Annotated in this window: 21 protein-coding genes; 2 read left to right on the forward strand and 19 right to left on the reverse strand. The window is 69.8% G+C overall.

The window, feature by feature from the left end; genetic code table 11:
• Nucleotides 1–5: 5 nt before the first annotated feature.
• Nucleotides 6–938: an AEC family transporter gene (locus LRA98_RS05620; protein ID WP_238633145.1), complete on the forward strand. Its 933-nt coding sequence runs from the start codon at nt 6–8 to the stop codon at nt 936–938.
• Nucleotides 939–959: 21 nt separating this feature from the next.
• Here the strand turns inward: LRA98_RS05620 and LRA98_RS05625 are convergent, their stop codons facing one another.
• The 16 genes from LRA98_RS05625 to LRA98_RS05700 form a co-directional block, all read right to left on the reverse strand.
• Nucleotides 960–1832: a tetratricopeptide repeat protein gene (locus LRA98_RS05625; RefSeq protein ID WP_238633144.1), complete on the reverse strand. Its 873-nt coding sequence runs from the start codon at nt 1830–1832 to the stop codon at nt 960–962.
• A 2-nt stretch (nt 1833–1834) separates the two neighbouring features.
• Entirely contained in the window at nt 1835–2656 is an 822-nt protein-coding gene (locus LRA98_RS13140; protein ID WP_238633143.1) for a LytR C-terminal domain-containing protein, read from the reverse strand.
• A 2-nt stretch (nt 2657–2658) separates the two neighbouring features.
• Nucleotides 2659–3630, reverse strand: coding sequence for a type II secretion system F family protein (locus LRA98_RS05635; protein WP_238633142.1), 972 nt, complete (start codon nt 3628–3630; stop codon nt 2659–2661).
• Nucleotides 3631–3644: 14 nt separating this feature from the next.
• Entirely contained in the window at nt 3645–4628 is a 984-nt protein-coding gene (locus LRA98_RS05640) for a type II secretion system F family protein (protein WP_238633141.1), read from the reverse strand.
• A 57-nt stretch (nt 4629–4685) separates the two neighbouring features.
• Nucleotides 4686–5996, reverse strand: a complete 1311-nt coding sequence (locus LRA98_RS05645) for a CpaF family protein (RefSeq protein ID WP_201242761.1) — start codon at nt 5994–5996, stop codon at nt 4686–4688.
• A gap of 33 nt (nt 5997–6029) precedes the next feature.
• Nucleotides 6030–7235 (reverse strand): AAA family ATPase, encoded by a 1206-nt coding sequence (locus LRA98_RS05650; protein WP_238633140.1) that lies wholly within the window; start codon nt 7233–7235, stop codon nt 6030–6032.
• Nucleotides 7236–7274: 39 nt separating this feature from the next.
• Nucleotides 7275–7745: a TadE/TadG family type IV pilus assembly protein gene (locus LRA98_RS05655; protein ID WP_238633139.1), complete on the reverse strand. Its 471-nt coding sequence runs from the start codon at nt 7743–7745 to the stop codon at nt 7275–7277.
• A 55-nt stretch (nt 7746–7800) separates the two neighbouring features.
• Nucleotides 7801–8295, reverse strand: a complete 495-nt coding sequence (locus LRA98_RS05660) for a TadE/TadG family type IV pilus assembly protein (protein ID WP_238633138.1) — start codon at nt 8293–8295, stop codon at nt 7801–7803.
• Nucleotides 8288–9796, reverse strand: coding sequence for a pilus assembly protein TadG-related protein (locus LRA98_RS05665; RefSeq protein WP_238633137.1), 1509 nt, complete (start codon nt 9794–9796; stop codon nt 8288–8290). The genes LRA98_RS05660 and LRA98_RS05665 overlap by 8 nt, the downstream gene beginning before the upstream one ends.
• A gap of 40 nt (nt 9797–9836) precedes the next feature.
• On the reverse strand, nt 9837–10103 hold the full coding sequence (locus LRA98_RS05670) for a hypothetical protein (protein WP_201242751.1): 267 nt from the start codon (nt 10101–10103) through the stop codon (nt 9837–9839).
• Nucleotides 10104–10116: 13 nt separating this feature from the next.
• A complete protein-coding gene (locus LRA98_RS05675; RefSeq protein ID WP_238633136.1) occupies nt 10117–11511 on the reverse strand; it encodes a type II and III secretion system protein family protein in 1395 nt (464 codons plus the stop codon).
• A gap of 58 nt (nt 11512–11569) precedes the next feature.
• Nucleotides 11570–12454, reverse strand: a complete 885-nt coding sequence (cpaB, locus tag LRA98_RS05680; protein ID WP_238633135.1) for a Flp pilus assembly protein CpaB — start codon at nt 12452–12454, stop codon at nt 11570–11572.
• A gap of 58 nt (nt 12455–12512) precedes the next feature.
• A complete protein-coding gene (locus LRA98_RS05685) occupies nt 12513–12797 on the reverse strand; it encodes a Flp family type IVb pilin (protein WP_238633134.1) in 285 nt (94 codons plus the stop codon).
• Nucleotides 12798–13799: 1002 nt separating this feature from the next.
• Nucleotides 13800–13976, reverse strand: a complete 177-nt coding sequence (locus LRA98_RS05690) for a DUF1508 domain-containing protein (protein WP_238633133.1) — start codon at nt 13974–13976, stop codon at nt 13800–13802.
• 55 nt (nt 13977–14031) lie between these two features.
• Entirely contained in the window at nt 14032–16281 is a 2250-nt protein-coding gene (locus tag LRA98_RS05695) for a hybrid sensor histidine kinase/response regulator (protein WP_238633132.1), read from the reverse strand.
• A 104-nt stretch (nt 16282–16385) separates the two neighbouring features.
• Entirely contained in the window at nt 16386–17942 is a 1557-nt protein-coding gene (locus tag LRA98_RS05700) for a class I SAM-dependent methyltransferase (RefSeq protein WP_238633131.1), read from the reverse strand.
• Between the two features lie 129 nt (nt 17943–18071).
• Between LRA98_RS05700 and LRA98_RS05705 the strand changes: the two genes are divergently transcribed.
• Complete coding sequence (locus tag LRA98_RS05705) at nt 18072–18629, forward strand: SRPBCC family protein (RefSeq protein ID WP_238633130.1); 558 nt, start codon at nt 18072–18074, stop codon at nt 18627–18629.
• A gap of 22 nt (nt 18630–18651) precedes the next feature.
• Here the strand turns inward: LRA98_RS05705 and LRA98_RS05710 are convergent, their stop codons facing one another.
• From LRA98_RS05710 to LRA98_RS05720, 3 genes are read right to left on the reverse strand one after another with little or no spacing between them, the layout of a single operon-like run.
• Complete coding sequence (locus tag LRA98_RS05710; RefSeq protein WP_201242735.1) at nt 18652–18852, reverse strand: CPXCG motif-containing cysteine-rich protein; 201 nt, start codon at nt 18850–18852, stop codon at nt 18652–18654.
• Between the two features lie 55 nt (nt 18853–18907).
• Nucleotides 18908–19405, reverse strand: a complete 498-nt coding sequence (locus LRA98_RS05715; protein ID WP_201169329.1) for a hypothetical protein — start codon at nt 19403–19405, stop codon at nt 18908–18910.
• Between the two features lie 46 nt (nt 19406–19451).
• A complete protein-coding gene (locus tag LRA98_RS05720; RefSeq protein WP_201169331.1) occupies nt 19452–20801 on the reverse strand; it encodes an MFS transporter in 1350 nt (449 codons plus the stop codon).
• Nucleotides 20802–20872 lie beyond the last annotated feature (71 nt).

Here is a 20872-nt window from a genome sequence, read left to right on the forward strand (position 1 = left end):
CCGGCTTGGCGGGCGCCCTGGCCAGCGCCCTGGCGGCGGTCTTCGGACTCATCGCCCTGGGCCACGTGCTGCGCCGTCAGGAGGTCGTTCCGCCCCTGTTCTGGGACGGGGCGGAGCGGCTGACCTACTACTTTGCCCTGCCGGCGCTGCTGGTGGTACGACTGGCCGAGGCACCGCTGCGCGAGATGCCACTGCTGCCCGTAGTGGCCATCCTCGCCGGCGGCGTGGCGATCGCCGGCGCCCTGCTGCTCCTCGCCCGGCCGCTGCTGGAGCCGGACGGCCCCGGCTTCACCTCGGCGCTGCAGGGCACCTTCCGGCCCAACACCTACGTGGGACTGGCCACGGCGGCGGCACTGTTCGGCACCGAGGGGGTGACCCTGGCGGCGATCAGCCTGGCGGTCCTCGTCCCCCTGGTGAACCTGCTGGCGGTGGCGGCCCTGATCCGCTACGGCCGGCGCACCGGACGTCAGGCACCCGGCTTCTGGGCGAGCCTGGCGCGCAACCCGCTGGTGCTCGCCTGTCTGCTCGGCGTCGCACTCAGCCTGCTGCCGGTGGGCTTGCCGGCACCGCTGGCCGCCTTCCTCGATGCGCTGGGCCAGGCCGCGCTGCCGCTGGGCCTGATGGCGGTGGGCGCCGGGCTGTACTGGGGGCAGATCGGCCGCCATCCGCGGCTGCTGATCGCATCATCGGCCATCAAGCTCCTGCTCCTGCCTGCCGGCGTCGGCGCCGTAGTCCTGGCCGCCGGTCTGGACGCGACCACCGGGGCGGTGCTCGTGCTCTTCGCCGGGGTACCGGCCTCGGCGTCGTGCTACATCCTCGCCCGCCAGCTCGGCGGCGACGCTCCGCTGATGGCCTCGATCCTCACCGTGCAGACCGTCACCGCCGTGGCCACCCTGCCGTTGGTGGTCGGCGGTTTTCTGGCCATCCGCGGCGGCTGAGCGCCGCGCCTGGGGACCCGATCACGGGGCAGCGCCCTCCTGAACCAGGCGCACGGCGCGGCGGCGGTTCTGCTCGGCCAGCGCGTAGTAACGCGGATAGAGCTCCAGCGCCCGGTCGAAGTAGCGCAGGGCGGCCGCGCCATCACCGCTGAGCAAGGCGATGTAACCGACGTTATTCGCCGCCTCCGCGCCCCCGAGGGCTGGCTCCATGACCTCCAGGGCGTCCTCGTAGCGTCCCTGCCAGGCCAGGGCGAGGCCCAGGTTGTTGCGCAGCCGCGGATCCCGCGGCGCCCCGCGCAGCCCTTCGCGCAGGACGGTCTCGGCCTCGGCGTAGGCCTGCGCCATGAGCAGGGAGTAGCCGAGGTTGTTGAGTACCGACGGATTGCCGGGCAGCACCTCGAGGGCCGCCTCGTAGTGCGCCCTCGCGTCAGGGTGGCGGCCCTGCAGATCGGCGGCGATACCGAGCGCGTTCCAGGCCATCCAGCGAACCGGCTCCGCCGCCACCGCAGCCTCCAGGTCGGTCATCGCAGCCTCCAGCTCGCCCAGCTGCAGCCGCGCCTTGCCGCGCCCCTCCAGGGCATCGCTGCGCGTCTCGTCGACCTCCAGGGCGCGGGTGAACAACGCCTCGGCCGCCCCGGCGTCGCCGCCGCGCAGCGCAATCCGACCCATGCCGACCAGCGCATCCGGGTGGGCCTCGTCCCGCTCCAGGATCTCGCGGTAGTAGAAGGCCGCCTGGTTCCGTTCCCCGGCCTGTGCGGCGCCGCGCGCCTCGGCGAGCAGCGCGTCGATGTCGTCCTCGAAGGCGGCGCCCTCGCGACCGCCGGTGGACGCACACCCGGCCACGAAAACCAGCACGGCCAGCACGCCCGCAATGCGGCTCACTCCCTTGCCCATGGTCATTCCCCCCCACCCTCGAAGGCGCTGGCATGAGCCAGCAGATCGTGTCCAAGAACCAGGCGCACCCCGGCGCCCGGGCGCATCGTTTCGCTCGCCTCCATGCGCACCGCCAGCGGCAGGGCCGCAGCCACCGCCTCGGCGGCGGCCCGCGCCACCGGGCGGTAGTAGAGGGTGGTCTCGGCCACATCGAAGCCGGGTTGGTTGCTCAGATAACCAACCACCTCACCCTCGGCCCGCAACCGCTCCCCCACCCGGGCGGCCATGCCGCGCTCGCCGTTGCCGTTAACCACCTCGACGGTGTAGGCCGCCGGGCCGGCCTGTCGGTACTCTGCCTGCATCCGGTTGGCCGCCACCCGCGGGTGCGCCGCATCCAGCCGCCCGGCCGTTGCGAGGACCGCGAGGGCGGCGTCGTAGCGGCCCTCGAGCAGCAGCGAGTAGCCGAGATTGTTCAGCGTCTGCACCGAGGCCGGCTCTCGGGCCAGGGCCCGGTAGTAGTGGGCCTGGGCCAACTCGTGATAGCCGAGCCGATCGTAGGCCACTCCGGCGGCGTTCAGCGCCGGGATCGAATCCGGACGCAGCGCCAGGGCCACGTGCAGCGCCTCGAGGGCGGGGCCGTACTCGCCCTCGGCGAGCAGGGCGCGCCCGCGCTCAAGCTCGCCGCCCAAGGGCTCGACCACCCGGCCGTTGAAACGCTCCAACGGTTCCAAGTTGTCGGTGTACGACGGGCTCGCCGCACAGCCGACGACGCCCAGCGCCAGGCTCATCGCCGCGGCGCAGCGCGGCCCAGGCCGTGCGCCGCCTCGCCCCCCGGCTGCGGCCACGTTCACCCCCCCGCGTTGAGCAGCGACTCGGCAATGCCGATCACCGCCGGGCCGAGGACAACGAGGAACAGGGCCGGGAAGATGAACAGCAGGATCGGGAAGATCATCTTGACCGGCAGCTTCGCCGCCCGCTCCCGGGCCCGCTGGATGCGCGCATGGCGCATGCCGCTGGCGTGCTCGCGCAGCGCCGCGGAGACGCTGGTGCCGAAGCGCTCGGCCTGGATCAGCAGTGTGGTCAGCGATTTCACCGGGTCGATGCCCGTCCGCTCGGCCAGCCCGCGCAGCGCCGCCTCGCGCGTCTTGCCGGCACGCAGCTCCAGGCTCATCACCCGCAGCTCGGTGGCGAGCACCGGATGGGCGTGCATCATCTCCTCGCCCACCCGCTGGATCGCCGCGTCCAGGCCGAGCCCGGCCTCGACGCAGACCACCAGCATGTCCATGGCGTCGGGGAACCCTTCCTCGAAGGCGCTGCGCCGCTGCTCGATGCGCCGCTGCAGGAAGAACGCCGGCAGGTAGAAGCCGGCGGCCGCCACCCCGACCAGGCCGAGTGCTGACAGCGGCTGGAACAGCGCGCCCCAGGAGGCCCAGGCCGCCACGGCCAGCGCCCCGGCCACCGGCAGGCCGGCGGCCAGCAGCACCTTGGCGCCGAGGTAAATGGGCAGCGCGCGGGGGCCGCGGTAACCGGCCTGGACCAGGCGCCGGTAGAGACGCGAACGGGCCAGGTCCTCGCGCGGCAGCAGCAGCCGGCCCGCCGGCTCCACCCAGCGCACCAGGAAAGTGCCCGACCAGTGCGGCTCCCGGGACTGCGTGCTGCCGCCGCCGGAGGCGGTCTCGATCTCCCGCAGCCGTCGCTGCACCGGATCCGGCCCGGACAGCGCCCAGGACAACAGGGCGAACGCCATCAGGACCACGGTGAGGAAGACCGCCACCAGGGCCAGCACTTGGGTGCCGGGCATCACCATCATCTCCCCCATCCCCCCACCCTCCTCTAGATCCGGAAGTTGACCATCCGGCGCATCACCAGGTACCCCACGCCCATCATCATCAGCTGCGCGCCGACGATGGTCAGCCCTGCGGGGTGTTCAAACAGCACGGCCATATACTCCCAGCGGAACAGGGAGAGGAAGCCGGCGACAAAGATCGGCAGCGCGATCAGCACGTGGGCGGAGAGCTTCATCTCCGCGGCCTGCACCTGGACCTCCTTGAGGGTGCGCTGGCGCTCGCGGAGCATCGCCGCGATGCGCACCAGCACCTCGGCGAGGTTGCCGCCGGTCCGCCGCTGGATGAGCACCGCGGTGACGAAGTAGGCCACGTCCTTGCTGGCCACCCGCTCTTGGAGGTTGCGCAGGGCCTGTTCGACCTCCAGGCCGTAGTTGATCTCGTCGAAGGCGATGCCGAGCTCGTCACTGACCGGCGACGGCATCTCGCGGGCGGCGTACTGCAGCGACGCGGTGAACGGGCTGCCCGAACGCAGGCCGCGGGCGAGGAAGTCCATGGTGTCCGGCAGCAGCTCGACGAAGCGCCGCTGCCGACGCTGACGGCGCTGGCGCAGGTAAAGCACCGGCCCACCCACGCCCAGCAGCGCGCCGGCGAGCACGGCCAGTGGCCCCACGGTCCCGGCCCCGAGAACGAGCACCAGCGCCACCAGCAACGTCCCCAACACCTGCAGGGCAAAGAGCTGCACCACCGTAGCGTCGGAGCCGGCCTGCTGCAGCAGCCGGTCCGCGGCCTTGACCCCGGGCGTGCGCACCAGGATCCGGTTGAGCACCGGATCGGCGCTGTACGGGTGCTCGCGGAGGATCTCCAGCTGCGCGCGATCGGACTCGCCGGCGGCCGCCAGACTGCGCAGGCGCCGGCGGATCTTGCTGCGCCCCTCCACCCAGGAGGTCTGCCAGATAAGGTAGATCCCCTCGACCAGCGCGACGACGGCCAGGAAGGCCAGCACGGAGATCAGGATAACGGTGGTGTTCACGGCTCGCTCCTCGGCGGGACCCTGCCCGCGGGATGGGTGGACCGGGTGCCGGTGGCGTCAGGCATAGACCCGCTCCGGGTCGAAGATCGACTCATCGATGGCGACGCCGCGCTCACGGAAGCGCTGGAGCAGCCACGGCCGGATCCCGGTCGCCCGGAAGTGACCCGTCACCCCGCCGTGGCCGTCGAGGCCCTGGCGGGTGAAGGTGAACAGCTCCTGGGTCGTGACCACATGCTCCTCCATGCCGGTGATCTCCTGGATGCTGGTCACCACACGGCGGCCGTCGATGAGCCGCTCGATGTTGACCAGCAGCTGCAGCGCCGAGGCGATCTGGTGGCGAGCCACCGGCTGCGGGATGGACACGCCGCTCATGCCGACCATGTGCTCGAGGCGGGTCAGCGCATCCCGGGCGGAGTTGGCGTGGATGGTGCTCAGCGAGCCGTCGTGGCCGGTGTTCATGGCCTGGAGCATATCCATGGCCTCGCCACCGCGGACCTCGCCGACGATGATCCGGTCCGGGCGCATGCGCAGGGCGTTGCGCACCAGATCACGCTGGGTGATCTCGCCCCGGCCCTCGATGTTCGGCGGGCGGGTTTCCAGGCGCACCACGTGGGGCTGCTGGAGCTGCAGCTCGGCGGAGTCCTCGATGCTGATGATCCGCTCGCTGGCCGGGATGTAACCGGACAGGGCGTTGAGCAGCGTGGTCTTGCCGCTGCCCGTGCCACCGGAGACCAGCAGGTTGACCCGGGCCCGGATGGCGCCCTCGAGGAACGACGCCATGCCGGGGGTCAGCGAGCGGAATGCGGTGAGATCCTGCATGGAGTAGGGATCGGCGCTGAACTTGCGGATGGAGAGGATCGGGCCGTCCACCGCCAGCGGCGGGATGATGGCGTTGACCCGGGAGCCGTCGGCCAGGCGCGCGTCGACCATGGGCGAGGACTCGTCGATGCGGCGGCCGACGGCGCTGGCGATCTTGTCGATGATGCGCATCAGGTGGGCGTCGCTTCCGAAGCTCACCGGGCTGCGCTCGAGCACGCCACGACGCTCGACGTAGGTCTGCCGACAGGTGTTGACCAGGATCTCGGAGATGGAGGTATCAGCCAGCAGCGGCTCCAGCGGGCCGAGGCCGAGCATCTCGTACTGCATCTCCTCGATCAGGCGGTCGCGCTCGGCGGCGTTGAGCGGCACACGCTCCTCGCGCAGTCGCTCGGCGACCAGGGCGGCGATCTGCTGGCGCACGACTTCGGGCTCGAGTCGGTCGATGACCTCCAGGTTCAGCTGTTCCAGCAGGTGGTTGTGGATGCGGCCCTTGAGGGCGCGCACCGCACTGGCGTGATCCTCGGCCCAGTTGCGGGCAAGCTCTGCCATGTCCCTTTCCCTCGTTCAGATCCCGCGGTCCGCTCAGGCGCGACGGCGGAAGAGTCGATCCCAGAGCCCCGGGCTGCGCACCTGCTCGCCACTGAGGCTGCTGTGCAGGTAGGCGGCCAGACGCTCGATGTCCTGGGTCATCGCCGAGCGGCGGTTGACCTGGTCGACCGGTACACCCCGGTCCTGGGCAGCCACGGCGGTGGCGTAGTCGTTGGTGACGCGGTGGATGCACTCGAGCTTGAGCGTGCGCTTCATCGCCTGGATATCCAGGCTGGCGATGCGGCTCTGGGCGCGGTTGTTGACCACTTCGATCTGCTCGCGCGGGACGCCGTTGAGGGGCAACCGCTCGAGCAGGAGCTTGGTGTCGCGAATGGTCACCAGGCTCTTTTGCGAGACCAGCAGCACCGGGTGGGCCATGCGCAGCGCCTCGAGGGTCCACGGCACGAAGAGCCGCGGCACATCGACGATCACCATGTCGTAAAGATCCAGGGCGGCCTGGAGCAGCGCACTGGTGGCCCCGGGGCGGATGGTGTCCACCTCGGTGAGATCGCCGGGGGCCGGCAGCACGTGCAGCCCGCTGGCGTGCTCAATCATCAGCGCCTGGAGGAAGAGCGGGTCGATGCGCTCGGGCTGGAAGAGCGCGTTGGTGATGTCCGAGCCGACCCGCAGGTCGAGGCCGAGTGCCGCCGCCCCGAACTGCACGTCCAGATCGATCAGCGCCACCTTTTGTTTGTGGCGAGCGGCCAGGGTGCAGGCGACGTTGGTGGCCAGGGTGGTGGCCCCACCGCCGCCCTTGGCGTTGACGAAGGCGGTCAGCGCCCCCTTGTGGGATCGGGCCCGCTGGACCCGCGAGCGCTTCTCCGACATGCACTCGATGACATCGAGAACCAGGCCCTGGACCTCCAGCGGCCGGGCGTAGACGCGCCGGACCCCAAGGCCGAGCATCCGCCGCGCGGTGAAGCTGTCGCTCTGGCCGCAGACGACGAAGACGGCTACCCGACCGCCGGTCTGGTGGAGGATCTGCTCCACCTCGTGGAGGTCCTCGGCCTCGTTGCCGCCGAGCTCGAGCAGGATGATATCCGGCTGCTCGTCGCTGGCCAGCTGGTTGCGGGGACGCTCCCCGGTCGCCACATGCCGGATGGCAAGATGGATCCCCTGAACCCGGGCCAGCGCCTCGGTGAGCTGATCGGCGGTGGCGTCCTCCTGGACGAGCGCTACCACATTGAGTGTTACGAGCATGGTTCTGTCCACCTGTCCGTCGTTGCCATGGCCCCGGCCCTAAGGCGCCGAAACCTCAAGATCCCGCAGGGACTCCCCGATCTGTGTGCTCGGGAAGGCCGGGATCGCGATCGCCGCCGGGATCCCCAGAAGCCCGGGCACCACCGGCTCGAACTCCAACCCCTCCACTTCGACGCGCACCAGTCGCACTGGTGTGGGCCGCTCCGCCGCCCCCGTGGTGGAGCAGGCGTAGGTGAGCCGCACGTTCTCAGCACCGACAATCAGCGGCTGACGGCGCTGCATGGCCGCCAGCAGCGGCGAATCGGCGTCGGGGCTGCAGACCACCGAACCGCCGGGGCACTCGAGGCTGCCGAGGTCACAACCGCTGGGCGGGGTCGTCACCACCGCCAGGCGCACGCCGGCCCGGGTGGCCTCCACCGTCCGCCCCCACTCCAGGAGCATCCGGCTGAACTCGAAACCGCCGAAGACCAGCAACAGGAAGAGGGTTACCCCGAGGGCGAACTCCACCATCGCCGCCCCCCGCTGCCGTCTCGGGCGCCCCGCGACTGCCTGCGTATGCGCGTGCCTAGCCACCGATCCAGCGCTCCTCGGTGCGGGCGTTGAGCATCACGCGCCCGATGCCGGTAAAGGGCACCACCCCCTGCCCGAAGAGGGCGTCGAACTCCACCTCGGCCGCCACCACCACCCGACAGGCCGCCCGCCCCGGCGCGGCGTCGATAAGTTCAGGCGCCGGTATCGTGATCCGGCCCGGGTGCAGCCCCGGCACCACCGCCCGGCGGTCGCCGCAACCGGCCGCCTCCCCGCAGACAACCAGGTTGGCCGCGGCCTCCTGGACGGCCGCCCAGCGTGTGGCGTCGAGGATTGAGCAGTCGCTGCGATCGAGCAGCCCCTCGGTCCGGGCGATATGGCGGGCCCCCACCGTGACCGACTTGGTCAACGTGTTCTCCTGGTAGAGCACACGCCCGAACTCCGTGATCCCGAAGACGATGATCATCAGCGGGATCAGCACCAGGGCCAGCTCCACCAGGGCCGCACCACGCCACCGCCGGGGGCTATTCATAGAGCTGGACCTCCACCCGGAATTCGGCATCGTCCTCGTCGGCGAGGCCCATGAACTCAAGGGTGAACTCGGCATCGGAGTTGCCCGCGCCCTGAACACCCCGGTCCAGGATGAAAAACTTGGCAAAGGTATTCGCCAGCCCTTCGTCTGAACCACGAATATCCTGGGCCTGGCAGTCAACTATCGCGGTGAAGAGCACACGGCGCTCAGGGCCGGATCCGGCGCGCGCGCGAAGGTCCATGGGGAGTTTGTCTTCCTCCACGCCCCACTCGGGGCAGTCCGATGAATCCCAGTTCGGGACGCCATGTGCATCATCCGGCGCGCAGGGGGGCAGGCCGTCGGTCCCTGTCTCGCCGATCTCCCAGTTGTAGACCTCCCAGCGGGTCATCTCCGACCAGTTGTCGGGCTTGGGGCGGGCGTCCTGGTTCCCTTCCCGGTAGTAGCTGTGATAGGTCGACCAGTACTCGTCCCGATTCCATGTGCCATTCCCGAAACGGCCCTGCTCGTCGTATTGCTCATCGCGGGGGTACTCGAGGGTGACGGGGGCCGGCGGATAATCATCCGCTGAATAGCTGTTGCGGTAGTCTCCAAACCGCGTGTTCCACCCCCAGACCGGATGGCTCTCGATGTTGCCCGTCTGGGTATGGACCCACGGTGTCGTACACCCTTGAAGGGTGGGATCGGCCATATACCTGCCCAACGCGGAAGCGCCCGACTCCGTACCGCCATTGGTCCGGGGCCGGAGGAAACCGAAGTTGCCGGGGGCCCACTGATCTCGCTGAGAGCGCACGACCACCGTCTGGCCTACCTGAAAATCCCCGTCGGCCACAGCTCGGGCAAAGCTCTTACTCACCTGCTCAAACGGATTGCAGAACATCACCGGCGGGTAATCGCAGACGAAGAAGTGGCGACCGGCCACGGCCCGGGCGCCGACCGTCGCGAAGCGCGCGACCTCGTCGCCGAGGATCTCAAGGACCGGCAGGAAGAGCAGATCCACGGTGTAGGCGTCGGCGTTGCCGGCGCGTGCCGGGTCGAGCCAGATCTCCATGTAGCGGGCCGTGGCATCCTCGGTGCTCAGGCAGCGAGCGCGATCGGCCAGCCACTGGCCGCCCAGTTCCTGAGCGCAGTAGGTCGCCGGGTTGTGGACCGGCGGGTCGTCGGCGCTGCCGATCCAGCTGTAGAAGACGATGGGACTAGTGGTGGGATCATCCGGGTTGTAGACCAGCTGCTCGAGCAGCTCCGGGTTGCGCGAGAAGTGGCCGCGATGGCGGAGCAGATCCCGTGCCGCCGTCACCGCACGCGACCGGGCGTCCTCGTTGGCATCAAGCTCCATGGCCCCCGACCGCGCCGCGGCATCGGCGGCGTTCTGCATCTCGCTCTGCTGGACGAAGATCCGTCCCAGATCCAGGGCCAGCGCGGCGAAGCCGAGCAGGACGATGAACACCACCGCGCTGATCACCAGGAAGGCCCCGTTCTGCTTGTGCGGGTGCCGGATCTTCATTCTGCTTCCCTCGGACGGCCCCTGCCGTCGGTATGCCGTGTCACGGATTGATCAGTTGCCCGCTGGCCGCCTCGGGCCGGGCGGTGCGGTAGCGCTGTACCGCCGACTCGGCCTGGCGGCCGTCCAGCCCGGCGGCCTCGGTCGCCTGCTCGCCGGCCTCCGGGTGAATGGTCTGCTGCGCGATGTTGTGGCGGACGGCATCGCCGAAGCCGTCGCGCAGCCCCTCCTGGCCGGTGCCGGCGCACCCGCTGCCGATCAGCAGTGCCGCGACCGCCCCCGCCATCATCAGTGAACCGTTCCGTGTCATGACTGCTGTCCTCCTAGAACTCGTGGCCGTAGGCGCCTTCCAGGCCGCCCTCGCGGGACTGCTCTTCGCGCTGCCGGTCTTCTTCCCGACGCACGGCCCGCGGCGGCACCCCCTCCAGGCGGCCCATCAGGTACTGATCGACGGCCGAGGGCGGGATGAAGGTGTCCGTGGGCAGGCGCACGGTGCCCGCCGGTCCGGGCTGGACCAGGCGCGGGCGGACCACGATGGCCAGCTCGGTCTCCTCGCGCTGGTAGGCGCTGCTGCGGAACAGGGCGCCGAGGATCGGGATGCGCCCCAGCCCGGGGAACTCGCGGATGACGCTGTCCATGTCGTTCTGCAGCAACCCGGCGATGGCGAAGCTCTGGCCGTCGCCCAGTTCGATCGAGGTGCCGGCGCGGCGGGTGGAGAGCCCCGGCACGGCGGTGCCCAGCACCTGGGTGCCGCGGTCGCGGTCGAGGGTGGAGACCTCGGTCTGCAGCTTGAGGTTGATGGTCTCGCTGGAGAGCACCGTGGGGGTGAACTCGAGGCCCACGCCGAATTCCTTGAACTGGATGGTGACGGCGTCTGATCCGCCGGACTGCACCACCGGCACCGGGAACTCGCCACCGACCAGGAAGCTCGCCTGCTGCCCGGACATGGCGACGATGTTGGGTTCGGCCAGGGTCTTGGCCGCGCCCCGGGTCTCCAGCGCCTGCAGGCGCAGCATCACGTCGGTCCACTCGAACAGGCCGTCGACGAAGGCACCCGGCACCGTGGCGGCGGATCCACCCGTGATGAGGTCGTAAGCGAAGCTGTCGGAGGAACCACTGATCTGGCCCTGCACCCCCAGCTCGCGCAGGGAGTTGCGGCGGACCTCGGCGATGCGCACCTCGAGCATGACCTGCTGCCCGCCGCCGACGCGGAGCATGTTGCGCACGTCGTCGCCGGCGAAGCTGCGCGCGGCGGTCAGCGCCGTCTCCAGGGCCCGCGCGTCGGAGACTTCGCCGGAGAGGATCACGGCGGCGTTGGAGCTGCGCACCTCGATCCCGGTCTCTTCGGGCAGGAGTTCGTGGAGCTTGCGCTTGAGCCCCTGGGTGTCGTGGGTGACCACCAGATCGAGCAGGGCCACGACCTGGTCATCCTCATCGCGCAGGGCGAGGTTGGTGCGCCCCGCGCCCCTGCCCAGCAGCAGGACGCGCCGGGACGAGAGCAGACGGACATCGGCGATGTTGGGGTTGCCCACCACCACCTGACTGAGGTCCGTCGGCGCCGTGACCACCTGGGACTTGCCCAGGGCCAGGGTCATCTCGCCGACGTCGAGATCGTCGCCGAACTCCAGGGTATTGGCGGGGGCCTGGGCGGCCACGGCGGCCAGCAGGCAGCCGATCAGCACGCTCAGGACCGCTCTTGTTCGCATCGCCGTGGCCATCGCCCGGGCACTCCTTTGGTGGTAAGCCATCTTCCTGTCCCTGTCCGTGGGCGCCGGCTCAGCCGGCTGCGTCCGCGGATGCGGGCTCGTTACCGCGCTCGACCTGCTCGTTCTCCACCTCCAGGCCTCGGATCACCTCGACCCGGTGGCGGTTTGGGGTGGCATTGCGGACCGCGGGGGTCACCGGCGGCGTATCCCGGTTGATGAGATCGACGGTGCGGATCACCCGCGCCGGGATCTCCTTGTCGTGGTCGAACTCGCTGCGCAGGGCCAGCTTCACCTGGCCGACACGCTGGGCGAGGGTGATCTTCTGCGCCTGCTCGGGGGTGGCGAGCAGCGTCACCGCCCGGGCGATGCGCGGGTCGTCGCCGTTCTCGTCGCTGATCTGGTCGATGGCCAGCACCTGCATGTCCTGCATGAGCTTGCGGGTGACCAGGTCGTCGTTCAGGCGGCCGGCGGTGGTGGTGTGGAGGATGTCCACCCGGTCACCGGGGAGGACGAAGCCGGCCACGCCCTGGATCTCGTCGGTGGAGATGGTGACCGCGCGCTTGTCCTCGGGGATGCGCACGGTCAGCCCGGCACGGGCGCCGGGCGGGGAGATGCGGTGCGGCAGGACCACCTCGCCCTGGCGCATCTCGCGGATGACCACCGGACCGCGGTCCGCCTCCGGGCCGAGTCCGATGACGTCGGCGACACTGCGGTAGGTGCCGCTGGGCACGGCGTGGGTGGGGAACGGGGCCGTGGTCAGGTAGGCCGGCTCGAGCCGGCTGCCCACGGTGACGTCCTCGGCCGCCACGACCACGTCCACCATGGGGATGGCGGGCTCGTCGGCGGCGGTCTCCCGCGGGATCTCCTCGGGAACCAGCGCGGTCTGGACCAGATAGACCGCCACGCCGCCGAGGAGCACGGCGATGAAGAGGATGAAGAGGGCTCGGGCTTGCATGGCGGGTCTCCTTGGGCCGTCCCTGGCCCGGGGTCAATCGGACAATCACCTTTTATGATTAACCGCTACCGTCACCCACCTCTGTGTTTGTATTGATTGCTTCTTGAACTTCTTGAAAAAGGCCGTCGACTTGGTTACCAACCGCTACGATGACAGTAATCGCCGCCACACTGAGAAGCCCCACTAGCAACGCATACTCCACGATGGTCGCCCCGCCCTGCCGGCGCCCCACACCGCGGCGCATGCGGCGCTTGAGGGCCTCGCGGGCCTCGTCGACCTGGACGCGGGTGGCGATGGCCGCGTCGTGGGCCTGCTCGGTGACCTGCTCGATGGTTTCTTTCATGGTTCCGACTCCATTTGCGGATAAGCATTTTTGGGGGATGTCATCCACCCTGACGACACCACAGGATCCCGGCGCGAGCCGACGCGTTCTTTTCGGCGGCCGCCGCCAGGCTGCCCAGCGGTTAATTCGAGATTAGACCGGCCCGGAGGTTCTGCAAGCGCTCGGGCTGTAAAGATTTGCGACACTCGAGCAGGGTCGCGGAGCAGGCGGGACCGGGCCCGGCACGGGCCGCGGATCAAAACCGCCGGAGTCTAGCAGAGGTCCATGAACTTGCCAGTGCATCGAAGCGACACCGCAACCTGCTGATCTGATGAGGGAACGACGGACACATCGCCGAACCTTTTCAAGACGGAAACACTCCCGCCCCTGCTATTGAGGATATTTTCTATCGAATCGGTGGACCGTTCCCTAAGGCTCCAGAATAAGCGCTATCACGTGTATCAAAACCGGTCCAAACAAAAGAAAAAAATCGAACCCCCTTCGTCAAAACCAACCAAAACCGAACCAAACCCCCGAACCATGGAGCGGCCCCGAAAAAAATTATCTCCCCCCGGATTCCATTTCCTCCCGGGCATTCGGGTCCCGCTCCAAACGCGAGCATCGAGACTGCGCAGGAACCACCCCATCCCCCTCCCGCGGATCGGCCCAAGATGCTGTTTTTAGAACGACTCCATAGGGGCGCCGCCCATGGGGGGTCGCACCGATGGGCGCCGCTCCCGGCGCCGACGGCAACACCCCCGATCAAACGGGGGGAATCAGAGGACAATGCGGATCCGACCGACCGGCGATCACCACCTGGTAATCAGGCCCCGCCCCCCCCTGCTTCGGACCCGACACAACCGTTCCAATGGACCGGTATTGTCCACGCTTGGGCGGGTGCTCCATCGGCATGCTGCGCTGCAAAATGGCGCAGGGGCGCAGGCATTTTCCGGCGGGTGCTCGGCGGTTTTCAGAGCAGGGAACCGGCGGCCGCCGGCGGGCACGCAGGAGGCCGCAACGGCCTTACCACGGCAATCCCATGGACTGCTGCTCGTAGGTCCGGCGCATCAGCTCCTCGGCGTGGGCCTCGGCCTGGCGCTGCTGCTCGTAGCCGCTGCCGTGGGCGATCCGGGTGCCATCCTGGTGGAAGAGCTCGAAGGCCCAGCGACCGTTGGGCTCGCGGTAGGTCTCGTAGTACATGGCGGCCTCCCGCCGTCATCTCCCCTGCCGCCAAGGATAACGCGCGGCGCCGGGGTCAGCCGTCGCCGGCAATCCCCGCCAGCAGGGCCGCCAGCCGTTGCCGGTCCACCGGCTTGGTCAGGTAGTCGTCGCAGCCGGCGTTCAGGCACTCCTCGCGGACCTGGTCCACGGCGTGGGCGCTCAGGGCGACGACGGGGGTGCGCGCACACGCTTGCTCGGCCTCCTGGGCGCGGATGGCCCGCACCGCATCGGGTCCGTTGAGCCCGGGCATCTGCACGTCCATGAGCACCAGGTCCCAGTCCTGCTCCCGCCAGGCGGCCACCGCCTGGCGGCCGTCCTTCACCAGCGTCGGATGGACGCCGGCCAGCTCCAGCTGCGCCTGGATGAGCAGGGCGTTGGTGGCGTCGTCCTCGGCGACCAGCACGCGCAGGCCGGCGGCCTGCCCGGAGACCGCTGCGCCGGGGCCTTCGGCGCGGGGTGGCTCCGCGCGGGGTAGCCGCGCCGTGAAGGAGAACGTGGACCCCTGCCCCGGCTCGCTGGCCACCGTCAGGCGCCCGTCCATCAGTCGCACCAGCTCGTGGCAGATGCGCAGGCCCAGGCCGTTGCCGGGCTGGCGTCGGAAGGACGGGTTGCCCTGGGCGAACGCCTTGAAGATGTGCTCGCGATCCTCGGGGGCGATGCCCACGCCGGTATCGTGGACGGCGACGTAGAGCCGTCCGGTCCCCTCCGGCGCAACCTCCAGCACTACCTCGCCGCGCTCGGTGAACTGGATGGCGTTGCTGACCAGGTTGTGCACGACCTGCCCGAAGCGGGTGGCGTCGCCGCGCACCCACTGCGGGGTACCCGGCGCCTCGCGGACGCGAAGCGCCAGCCCGGCCTCCTCGGCGACGGCGCGCAGGACGCCCAGCTGCCGCTCGATGAGCTCTGCAAGCTCGAACGGCTCGTCATGAAGCGCAAGCCGCCCCGACTCCATGCGCGAGAGGTCCATGAGGGTGTCGATCAGCGCGAGCAGCTTCTCGCTGGCGCTGCGGCAAAGATCGAGGTATTCGCGCTGCTGGCCGGTCAGCTCGGTGGCCTGCAGCAGATCGGTGAAGCCGTAGATGGCGTTGAGCGGCGTACGCAGATCGTGGCTGACCGCGGCGAGGAAGGTCTGGCGGTCGCGGTCGGCTTGGGCTCGGGCCCGCTCGGCCGCCACCCGCTCGGTGTTGTCGATGCCCACCGCCTGAAAATGGCTGATCTGACCGTCCCAGGCGAAAAAGGCCTGACAGGTCCATTGCACCCAGCGCTGCTCGCCGGTGGCGGCCGTGACCGGCAGCTCCACGGTGCGAACCGGCTCGGAGCGGTTGAAACGCCGCAGGAACACCTCGAGCTGCTCGCGCTGCTCCGGCGCCAGCCATTCCATCCAGCGCTGGCCGTCCATCTCCGGCGGCGGGACGCCGAAGGTCTCCGCCACCACGCGGTTGGCGTAGAGCAGCGTGGTATCCGGCAAAAAGCGCTGGATCAGGTGCGGGTGGTAGTCGAGGATCTCCAGCATCTGATCGCGCTCACGCTCCAGACGCTTGCGCCGGGTGATGTCCTGGAAGGAGAGTACCACCCCGGTGATCCGGTCATCCTCGTCGCGCAGCGGCGCGGCGTAGACCAGCACATCGAAGCCACGGCCATCGGCACGCCAGAAGTGATCCTGCCAGGCCTCCAGCGGCTCGCCGGTGTGCATCACTCGGTAAATGGGACAGGCCTGCACGGGGTACGGGCTGCCGTCGGGATGGCTGTGGTGGGTCAGCGCATGGGCGTACCGGCCGAGGGCCTCCTCCTCGGACGAGAAGCCGAGCAGCCGCCGGGCAGCGGGATTGAGGAAGGTGAAGCGTCCGGCGTAGTCGAGCCCGCAGACGCCCTCGTTGATGGCCTCGAGCAGTCGGTCGCGCTCGCCCTGCAGGCGGACATGCTCGGTGATGTCGTGGACGATGGAGTAGAGGTACTGCTGACCATCGAGTTCCAGCGGTCCGCTGTAGACCTCGACATCGCGCACCTCACCGCCCCGGACCCGGTGCCGGAAGCGGAAGTAGCGCCGCTCCTCGTCCCGGGCGCGGGCCATCTCGGCACGGATCTGCTCATCATCGAGGGTGTTGATGTCCTGGATGCGCAGCCGACAGAGCTCCGCCCAGGGATGGCCGTAGAAACGCACCGCACTCGGGTTGGCGTCGAGGATGGCCCCGGAATCCGGATCGATGAGCAGCTTCACCGCGGCATTGTCGGTGAACATGCGCTGGTAGAGCCGCTGCGCCTCGGTCTGCTCGGATCGATTCATGACGCCCTCGGCCGCCGGCGCCGATGCCGACCTGTCTCAACCTTGCAGCACCATACCATTGCCTTGCGTTTCGTGGGGCTGCGCGACACCGTGTCGCGGCCGCCTCAACCGCCGCGCCGGTCGCTTCCGGCGTCGATCAGCCCCAGGCCCTGCCAGACCGGCAGGCGCTCGCGGAGGATCCCCCGGGCGCGCTCCTGGAGCTCGCGCAGGTTGGCCCGCTCGCCTTCCAACACCTGGCCATCGCGCACCATCCGCCGACCCACTGGACGAAAACGCGACCAGACGGCCTCGGCCAGCCGCTCCGCACGCTGCGGGGCCCCCTGGCGCAGCGCCGCCAGGGCGACGATCTCGGTGTCCGAGGCGGCCACGGCGCTGCCGATGGCCGGCGCGGGCAGATGGCCGTGGGCTTCATCCTCGAGGATGCGCTCGGCGAGCAGCTCGGCCAACCGCCCCGCGGGCCCGGGATCAGCCGGTGGCTGCGCCGGGTGAGCCTGTCCGGTGGCGACCAGCACGGCGCACGCCTGGATCAGCGCCGGCAGCTCGACCCCGGTGGCCTGTCGCAGGTCGCCGAGGGTGGTCGGACCGCGGGCGATGCGATCCATCAGCGGCTGGTAGATCCGCGCCTGCCCGGTCAGCTCGCCGAGGTGGGTGTGGAAGACCGGGGTCATCTCGGCGCGGGTGAGCAGCGGCGCCACCGCGGTCTGGAGCACGGCGGCGTCCTGCTGCGCCGGCGTGCCACGGCGGCTGCCCTTGATGAAGACGTCCCGGCGAAACACCCGGTTCACCGCGTAGTCGCGCAGCAGCTCGCGGTAGTGGGGATCGGCCACCCCGTCGAGGATCGGACGCACCGCCTCGGGGATGCTCAGGGCGTCGTAGTTCTCCACCAGATCGGCGGAGCCGACGTAATCCAGGCGGGCCGGCGCCAGATCGGCGACCAGGTCGGTGAAATAGAGCGGCTGAGCGGCGGTGTTCAGATACTCGTGGGCGAGGTAGGTGGCCTCCCGGGCGGTGTCGCCCACCCCGTCGAGCTTGGCCGGCGCCGCCGGATGGCGATCGAAGTAGGCGAGCCCGGCATCGCGCAGCTCCTGCATGAAGGCCAGGCCGGACTCGACCTGCCGGTCGCTGCGCCCGGGATGGCGGGCGGCGTGCTCACGCAGCAGTCGCTGGAAAGGCAGCAACCCGGCCCAGCCGGGCATGGCGTTGTAGCTGACGTAGACCAGGCCGCCGGGTTTCAGCCAGCGCTCGAGAAAACGCACGATGGCCTCCCGGTTGGCTGGGCTGACCCAGGCGTAGATCCCGTGCAGAGTGACGTAGTCGAAGGGGGCCAGCGCGGTGTCGGGCCACTGCGCCGCCTCGGCGAAGCTCGCCTCGTGGAAGGTGACGTTCTCCAGCCCGGCCGCCGCGGCCTGATCCCGGGCGTTGGCGATCTGCCCGGGCAGGAAGTCGATGCCGACGAATTCGGCGTGGGGATTGGCGGCGGCGAGCAGGTTGGTGCCCAGCCCCTGGCCGCAGCCGAGCTCGGCGTAGCGAAACGGCCGGGCCGGATCGGGCGCTGGCTCGCCCTGGAGACGGGCCACGAAGCTCAGATAGCCCGGGGCGAGTTCGCGGTAGAAGCCGCTGATGTAGTTGATATCCGAGACGTAACCGCCGCTCCAGTCCATGCTCTCTCCCCTTTTGGCGCGCCACGGTACCAGTTTCCGGGCAGCCTGCCTGCCCGACCGGCACAAGGGGGAGCCCGTGTGCCGCGGGCGGCGCTCGCCAGGGCGGCGCCGCGCGACTAGAGTGACGGTATGCGCCGTGGACTATTCGCCATCGCCCTGGTGGTCCTGATCGGCGCCGTCCACCCCCCGGCCGGCGCCGTGGAGATCCTTGAGCGGGATTTCCAGGTCGCGCGTCCCGACTACCAGCTGCGCGTCGTCGCCCGGATCGAGGCGCCGCGCGAGGCGGTCTGGGCGGTGCTCACCGACTACGAGCGACTCTCCGAACTCTCTCCCGGCCTGCTGGAGAGCCGGATCGTACCGGACGGCGCCGGCGAGGCCGTCCTGGTGGCCACCGTCACCGAGGGGTGTCTGGTGCTGATCTGCCGCCGGGTGCGCCGCGTCGAGGCCATGGAGGAGGAACCACCGGAACGCATCCGGGCGCGCATCCTGCCGGAACACAGCGATCTGCGCCGCGGCGTGACCGAGTGGCTGCTCGAGGCCGACGGCGAGGCGACCCGCATCACCGTCGACAGCCACATCCGGCCCGACTTCTGGGTACCACCGGGTATCGGCCCGCGCCACATGCAGCGCACCTTCCTCAGTGATCTGACCGAGTTGATGGAGCAGGTTGAGCGCATCGCGCAATAAACGGGTCCGCTAGCACCAGCGCTTAGTCGTCATCCCGACGCAGGACCACCTCCGGCTCGTCGCCCCCTATCGACCAGCGCACCGCCACCTGGATCGGTGCGCAGCAGACCGGACAGTCCTCCACGTAATCCGTGTCCTCTCCATCGGTGTCGAGGAGCAGCTGGAATGGCTCACCGCAGTAGGGGCACGAGACACTCCTTTCCGGCCGCCAATCGGAATACATGGCTCACCTCGTCGTCACTGCACGCCCCGGCGATGCGAGCATCACGCCGACAGCCCTAACGATTCCCCAGCTCCATCACGCCCGGCAGCCGGCGCGGTCGCCACACGCCGAGAACGACATTGGCGATGCAGATGATCAGCACCACCCAGAGCACCAGCGGCTCGTTGTGGACGTTGCGCGGGATCTCGTCGACGCCGATGCGACCAGCGGCGGCCGCATCGGCCGCCGCGGCGACCTGCACCGCATTGCCGTGGATGAAGGCCAGGGTAGCCGAGAAGATGCTGAAGCTGAGGATACCCTTGATCCACACCCAGCCGGCCTGCCGGAAGCCAGTGTAGAGGGCCATGCTCATCAGCCCGGAGAGGAAGACCAGCGCCAGCGAGGGCAGCAGCAGCCAATTGCCGATGGCGGCGATGCTGCCGCGGATGACGGCGTACTCCTCGATGGCCGTCGGCTCCGGGGCCAGGCCGAGCAGGATCAGGTGCACGGCCACGGCCCCGGTGAAGCCGATGGCCCCGAGGGTATGGAGGATCTTGAGCGACTTGATCAGCATGGATGCTCTCCGCTGCGCGGTCCGGTGGCAATCCCGGCGCCCCGGCCTATCCGGTTGCTGCCTCCTCGGTGACCTCCGGCAGCCGGGCGGAAAGCCAGGCGCCGGCCAGGCCCATGGCCGAGAGGATGAGGATCACGCCGGTGATCGGCATGACCGCGGTCAGGGCCCCGATCAGACCGGTGAGCAGCAGGACCACGCCGATGACGGTGTTGCTGACGGCGACGTAGTCGGTGCGCTTGTTGCCGCCGGCCAGATCGACCACGTAGGTCTTGCGGCCCATGCGCACCCCGGCGTGGGCCACGGCGAGGAGGAAGAAGAAGACGGGGTAGACGGCAGCGTGGCCGGCGACCCCCGGCAACAGATGGACAAGCGCCACCAGCGCGATGCCCACCAGCGCGGCGGCCAGCCCGGCGCGGATCATCACCCGGCGGCTGGAGGCATCCGCAAAGCGCCCCCAGAACGGCGCGGAGAGCAGATCCGCCAGGCCGTCGGCGATGACGAACAGCCCCAGCGCCAGGGCGGCCGCCCCGGTCTGCTCGTAGGCGAGCATGACGATGAACGGGGCGGTCAGCGCCGAGCAGAGCAGCAGCGCGCGGGCCAGGACGAAACGCCGGAACGGCGGATCCTCGGCGAGGAGACTGAGCCGATCCACCGCCTCGCGGATGGCGTTGGCGCCGCCCGCGGTCTCGCCGGGCTCCTCGCGGATGGCGGCGTAGAACCCGGCGCCGAGTACCCACAGCGCCGCAGCGCCGGCGAGCAGCAGGGCGTAAAAACCGGCTCCCCCGGCCTCGCCCATGCCCAGCCACAGGGCCAGGCCGACGCCCACGGTCACCAGTCCGGCGGCGGCCGCGGACCAGCCGTTGACCTGGCCGCGCCGGGTCTTGGGCACGGTCTTGCCGAGGACGTCCTTGGAGGCCACCGAACAGAGGCCCCGGGCCAGGCTGAAGAGCACCAGCGCGGCGATGATGCCGGCACCAGCGGCCGCCCCCTCGAGGGTCAGCGCAACCCCGGCCATGGCCAGCACCGCCCCGCCCTGCAGGAGGTTGCCGAGCACGTAGGTCCACTTGCGCACCGCCCGGCGCCGGACGAAGCTGGCGATCAGCAGCTGCGGCAGCAGCGAGCCGGACTCGCGCACCGGCACCAGGAAGGCCGTGAAGAGCCCCGGCGCGGACAGCGCGCTGAGCACCCAGGCGAGGACCGTCTTGGGGTTGGCGATGGCATCGCCGAGCTTGGTGAAGAACTGCGCGGCGATCTGCAGGAAGAAGTTGCCCGGGACGACCCGGCAGGCGTCCGCGCTGATATCGCGGCAGACGCGGGCGTCCTCCTCGTTGACCAGGGTTCGGTAGGCCTTGTCCAGGGCGCCTTCGGCAGGCGTGGCGGCCGGCTGCTGCTCCATGGTGACGGGTCGGCTCCGTGGCTGCGGGATCTCGCCTCGAACCGCCCAACCCTACCAACACAACCGCATCG

The sequence above is a fragment of the Halorhodospira sp. M38 genome, from assembly GCF_022227985.1.
In the GTDB taxonomy this organism is placed as follows: Bacteria; Pseudomonadota; Gammaproteobacteria; order Nitrococcales; family Halorhodospiraceae; genus Halorhodospira; species Halorhodospira halophila_A.

What these genes read in the sequence shown, in the direction of transcription:
- LRA98_RS05625 (WP_238633144.1), bottom strand. Translation starts at nt 1,832, where the DNA reads ATGGGCAAGGGAGTGAGCCGCATTGCGGGCGTGCTGGCCGTGCTGGTT.
- LRA98_RS05635 (WP_238633142.1), bottom strand. Translation starts at nt 3,630, where the DNA reads ATGGGGGAGATGATGGTGATGCCCGGCACCCAAGTGCTGGCCCTGGTG.
- LRA98_RS05645 (WP_201242761.1), bottom strand. Translation starts at nt 5,996, where the DNA reads ATGGCAGAGCTTGCCCGCAACTGGGCCGAGGATCACGCCAGTGCGGTG.
- LRA98_RS05650 (WP_238633140.1), bottom strand. Translation starts at nt 7,235, where the DNA reads ATGCTCGTAACACTCAATGTGGTAGCGCTCGTCCAGGAGGACGCCACC.
- LRA98_RS05655 (WP_238633139.1), bottom strand. Translation starts at nt 7,745, where the DNA reads ATGGTGGAGTTCGCCCTCGGGGTAACCCTCTTCCTGTTGCTGGTCTTC.
- LRA98_RS05660 (WP_238633138.1), bottom strand. Translation starts at nt 8,295, where the DNA reads ATGAATAGCCCCCGGCGGTGGCGTGGTGCGGCCCTGGTGGAGCTGGCC.
- LRA98_RS05665 (WP_238633137.1), bottom strand. Translation starts at nt 9,796, where the DNA reads ATGAAGATCCGGCACCCGCACAAGCAGAACGGGGCCTTCCTGGTGATC.
- LRA98_RS05670 (WP_201242751.1), bottom strand. Translation starts at nt 10,103, where the DNA reads ATGACACGGAACGGTTCACTGATGATGGCGGGGGCGGTCGCGGCACTG.
- LRA98_RS05675 (WP_238633136.1), bottom strand. Translation starts at nt 11,511, where the DNA reads ATGGCCACGGCGATGCGAACAAGAGCGGTCCTGAGCGTGCTGATCGGC.
- cpaB (WP_238633135.1), bottom strand. Translation starts at nt 12,454, where the DNA reads ATGCAAGCCCGAGCCCTCTTCATCCTCTTCATCGCCGTGCTCCTCGGC.
- LRA98_RS05685 (WP_238633134.1), bottom strand. Translation starts at nt 12,797, where the DNA reads ATGAAAGAAACCATCGAGCAGGTCACCGAGCAGGCCCACGACGCGGCC.
- LRA98_RS05690 (WP_238633133.1), bottom strand. Translation starts at nt 13,976, where the DNA reads ATGTACTACGAGACCTACCGCGAGCCCAACGGTCGCTGGGCCTTCGAG.
- LRA98_RS05695 (WP_238633132.1), bottom strand. Translation starts at nt 16,281, where the DNA reads ATGAATCGATCCGAGCAGACCGAGGCGCAGCGGCTCTACCAGCGCATG.
- LRA98_RS05700 (WP_238633131.1), bottom strand. Translation starts at nt 17,942, where the DNA reads ATGGACTGGAGCGGCGGTTACGTCTCGGATATCAACTACATCAGCGGC.
- LRA98_RS05705 (WP_238633130.1), top strand. Translation starts at nt 18,072, where the DNA reads ATGCGCCGTGGACTATTCGCCATCGCCCTGGTGGTCCTGATCGGCGCC.
- LRA98_RS05710 (WP_201242735.1), bottom strand. Translation starts at nt 18,852, where the DNA reads ATGTATTCCGATTGGCGGCCGGAAAGGAGTGTCTCGTGCCCCTACTGC.
- LRA98_RS05715 (WP_201169329.1), bottom strand. Translation starts at nt 19,405, where the DNA reads ATGCTGATCAAGTCGCTCAAGATCCTCCATACCCTCGGGGCCATCGGC.
- LRA98_RS05720 (WP_201169331.1), bottom strand. Translation starts at nt 20,801, where the DNA reads ATGGAGCAGCAGCCGGCCGCCACGCCTGCCGAAGGCGCCCTGGACAAG.